The organism is Protofrankia sp. Cas8, assembly GCF_963555845.1.
Lineage (GTDB): Bacteria > Actinomycetota > Actinomycetes > Frankiales > Frankiaceae > Protofrankia.
This window is the reverse complement of sequence record NZ_CAUVXI010000321.1, coordinates 1-4087: the sequence shown is the minus strand read 5'-3', so window position 1 is coordinate 4087 and position 4087 is coordinate 1. Positions and strand designations below refer to the sequence as shown.

Sequence of the window (4087 nt, the reverse complement as noted above, 5' to 3'; positions counted from 1 at the left end):
GCGTGGCAGACCGTGCGGGGAATGGCTCAGTGCGGTGAACGTGGTGAAACTCGGTGCGGTGAAACACGGCTGTAGGTGGGATAGCAGGACTACCAGCGACGGCGGTAGGGTCGGGTTCGGGAGCATTGGCGTCCACTCCTCGTGAGCGGTTTTTTTGGCAGCGTTGATGCTCCCCCCATCTACCTGCTGTCGCATGTCCGTCCGCCGTCACGGTCACGGATACGACCGGGGTGTGCGCAGAACCTGACATTCGATTATCTGTCGACCGTCAGGCCGCTAAACCAATCATGAAAACCGCGAAAGTCCAGGTCTCCACGGCATTACGAAAATCTCAGAAACCCGGATCCTCCCAAGTCAGAGGCACTTTCCCGTCACCGGGGCACCCCCACCGCCACGATCAAACAGGCTCCGGCGTGAACAGCCGGGATTAAGCGCGCCGAACGATAGCGCACCGAACGATGTAGATTTTGTGTCGCCAGAACAGCACAACAATCACATCGTTGGACTCCCGCAGCCAGGGGAAGAGCTTGTCCCGCACCGGCACGAACATCTCGTCGGTGCTGCCCAGGGCCTTGAAACGCGACCAGCGCAGCTCCTGGGTGGCATCCGTGTACACCGGGTTCTCGATCGGCCTGCGGGTGCGGTTGGCCTTGTTCTCCTTGCCGGTCTGGATGCCGTCCAGTCGGCGGATGAACATCAGGTAGGTGATCTGCTCGATGACCTCCAGCGGGTTGGAGATTCCTCCCGATCAGAACGCGTCCCAGACCCGGTCGATCCTGCTTCGTAGATCACCTATAAGCACGTAGGGAGCCTAATCGACGCCCAGCGTGCCGCCGCTTCGGTGTCGGGACCAGCGCGGCCTTCCGCCACGTCACCGGCGTCCGCACCGGTGTGCGGGAAGGCGACGGTCCGGTTCGGCAACAGATGGTCACGGGTGGCGACCAGCGCACCGCCGTATCATGAGACCAGTCCGCAGCCAGCCGGAGGTACCAGCGAGTTGCCGGCTGACCTGCCGGCAACGTTCGCCGAGTTCGCCGACTCCTGAGTCGTATCCACGCGGTCGGCGTCTACAACGGCCAACTCGCCCCGCGTCACCGGGCTAGCCGGCTCCGGAACTACCAGATGCGCAGAACGTGCGTTCGGCTCGGTGGATGATGTTGCCGGCCGGGCGCTCACTGGGCGTCGTCCCTGGTCAGGACCCGGGTGGCGACCGGCCGGATGGTGATCTCAGGACCTTCGATAAAGATCGAACGGTTCTTATTCTGGTGCGTTAGGTCCACATTCGATCATGAATGTAACCTGCGGTGATCTGTGCGGCCAGCCAGCCTCCGCCCCAACGAGGCATTGGTCTCAGTAACCGGCCGCACCGGGCTCAACATAGAGGGCTACCTTCTTTGACGGGGCGAGTCCGTATTCTCCAACGGACCGCGTTCGCGGGCACGGGAGGCCCGGGAGGCCCGGGAGAGACTCAGCTCGCCAGCATCTGCTCGAGTCGCAGCGGGTCGGTAACGTAGACCGTGCCGGCGTGGGCGGATGTGTCGTCGGGCCAGACCACCGTCTCACCGGCCGCAATGCCGGCTACAATGCGCCCGGCGACAATCTCGGGGGCGGCCTTGTCCGCTTCGATACCGGCGAGCATGTCGGTGTCGATCCCACCCGGGTAGGCGCCGATGACCTCAATACCCCGGCCGCGCAACTCCGCGCGCAGCGCCTGCGTGATCGAGTGTGCGGCGGCCTTCGACGCACAGTACCCGGCCATCGGTAGGACCGGGGCAAGCGCGATCAAGGTCAGCACGTTGGCGACTGCAGCGGGTGCATTCGCCGCCAGTACAGGGACGAACGCCCGGGTGACCCGCAGGGTGCCGACGTAGTTCGTGGTCATGTCACGGCCAAACAGGTCGAGGTCGCCGTCCAGGGCGCCGCCGAAGCCGAGCACACCCGCGTTGTTGACCAGAAGGGCGACGTCGGTGGCCGCCTTGGCGGCGGCATCCACACTGGCCTGATCGGTGATGTCCAGGGCCAGGGTGCGCACCCGCGGGTCAGAGCACACCTGCGGGTCGATGGTGTGGGGGTTACGGGCGGTGGCGTAGACCCGGCTCGCTCCGGCGCCAAGCAGTTCGGTCACCAGGCGGGCGCCAAGCCCGCGGTTGGCGCCAGTGACAAGGGCGGTGCTGCCTGCAATGTTCATCGGTTGCTCTCCTGCCGGGGATGTGGGCGACAGATCAACCGTATGGAGCGTGACGATGGCCAGTCGATGACGATCGGTCTCGATTCTTTGTCTATCCGTCTCATCGAGATCAGCCCGGCACACGGATCGCTAGGCTCCGAGTGTGGATCTGCTGGCCGAAGTGCTGGCCGTTGCCGGCGTGCGGGGCACGGTCGCGGCGACCGTATACGCGGGCGACCCGTGGGGGCTGCACCTGTTCGCGATACCCGGAGCGGCGTTCCATGCGATCACCGCCGGGACGGCTTGGCTACGGGTGCCCGACCGGCCCTCCGTGCAGCTCATGCCCGGCGACGTGGTCCTGCTGCCCACGGGGACCGCGCACGGTCTGTCGGGCGACCGCACCGGACCCCTCGAACCCTTCGACCACGCCGCCGCCCACCGGGCGCGGGTTGCCGGCGGCCGGCTCGACATCGGCACCCAGCCGGCGCGGACACGGATACTGTGCGCCTCCTACCGGCACGACCCCGCTGTCACCACACCCCTGCTTACCCTGCTCCCCGACGTAGTGCACATACCGGCAGGCTCGGACAACGCACCGCTCGACGACACCGTCCGGCTCCTGTCGAGCGAGTTGACGCACCCGCAACTCGCCGCAGCCACAGTGCTCAACCGACTCGTCGACGTGCTGCTCATCCACCTCCTGCGGGCCTGGCTCCAGGCCGAACCCCCGCCCCCTTCCGTGTCGTGGCTACGTGCCCTGAGCGACCCTGTGATCGCGGCTGCCCTCACGGCGATGCACACCGACCCAGCCCACGCCTGGACCATCGCCTCCCTCGCCGACCACGTCGCTGTGTCCCGCGCGACGCTGGCCCGCCGGTTCCCCGTCCTCGTCGGTGACACCCCCGCCGCCTATCTCACCCGCTGGCGAATGGACCTGGCCGCCCGCCGGCTACGCGACACCGACGACCCGATCGACGTCATCGCCCGCGCCGTTGGCTACACCTCCGAGTACGCCTTCTCCCGGGCCTTCTCCCGGGCCCGTTCCCAACCCCCAGGCCGCTACCGCGTCCATAGCCGCATCGCCGCGGCCAACACCTTGCGATCGGTGTAGAGGGCATACCGCAGCGCCGCCCGGATCAAGTGCGAGTTATGCCGACGTCGGCATAACTCGTATCTTCTGCGCGACCTTCAGGACGTGGTCGAGACCTACCCGGAGGCGGCCTGGCCGGTCCAGCTCCAGGAGTCGCTGCGAGGCCTGGTCCACCAGGCCAACCTCGCCCGCGCGGCCGGGCTGGCCGAGATCCCCGCCGCACTGCGCGACCCGCTGATCGCCGAGTACCGCGGCGCGGTCCGCGTCGGACTCAGCCAGGTCCCCGCGGCAGAGAAGGGCAGGAAGCAGCCGGTCGGCCGCTGCCTGCTCGAATGCCTGCGTGACCGGCAACAGGACGTGCTCCGTTTCGTCTTCGACCTCGATGTGTGGCCGACGAACAACCAAAGCGAACGCGATCTACGGCCGTTCAAGACCCAGCAGAAGATCTCCGGCCGGCTCACCTCCGCCGTCGCGACCGCCTGCCGCCTCCAGATCGCCAGCTACCTCTCCACCGCCCGCAAACACGGCGTCTCCGCCCTGCACGCACTACGCCTCGCGTTCCGCGGCATCCCCTGGATGCCACCGGCCGCCGTCGTCCCCACCTGACGGGCGCCCCGCCCGACCCACCACGCCAGCCCGCCCGGCGCGGCCCACAGCCATGCCACGAACCGTCACCCACAGCAAGATCCCTAAAACAGGTGAATGTTTACCATCCAGTCTGTCGACCTTGCCGAGATCATCCTATCGGAACGTCGCTACGATCGTTTGAACCCGCGCTGTTTCACTGCCGTACCGCTACCGGACCAGGCTCGCGCGCCGGCGCACACGGC

General features: G+C 67.0%; 4 protein-coding genes. 2 read left to right on the top strand and 2 right to left on the bottom strand.

The genetic code is table 11. The features are described 5' to 3' along the window. Window positions 1-427: 427 nt before the first annotated feature. Complete coding sequence (locus tag U9977_RS26190) at window positions 428-727, bottom strand: type I restriction-modification system subunit M N-terminal domain-containing protein (RefSeq protein ID WP_322751948.1); 300 nt, start codon at window positions 725-727, stop codon at window positions 428-430. A 741-nt stretch (window positions 728-1468) separates the two neighbouring features. Next, complete coding sequence (locus U9977_RS26185) at window positions 1469-2188, bottom strand: SDR family NAD(P)-dependent oxidoreductase (RefSeq protein WP_322751946.1); 720 nt, start codon at window positions 2186-2188, stop codon at window positions 1469-1471. A gap of 142 nt (window positions 2189-2330) precedes the next feature. Between U9977_RS26185 and U9977_RS26180 the strand changes: the two genes are divergently transcribed. Together U9977_RS26180 and U9977_RS26175 are read left to right on the top strand one after the other, a co-directional pair. Next, window positions 2331-3278, top strand: coding sequence for an AraC family transcriptional regulator (locus tag U9977_RS26180; RefSeq protein WP_322751945.1), 948 nt, complete (start codon window positions 2331-2333; stop codon window positions 3276-3278). A gap of 24 nt (window positions 3279-3302) precedes the next feature. Then, window positions 3303-3863 carry an IS66 family transposase gene (locus tag U9977_RS26175; RefSeq protein ID WP_322751947.1) on the top strand — a complete coding sequence of 187 codons (561 nt, stop codon included), beginning with the start codon at window positions 3303-3305 and terminating at the stop codon, window positions 3861-3863. Window positions 3864-4087 lie beyond the last annotated feature (224 nt).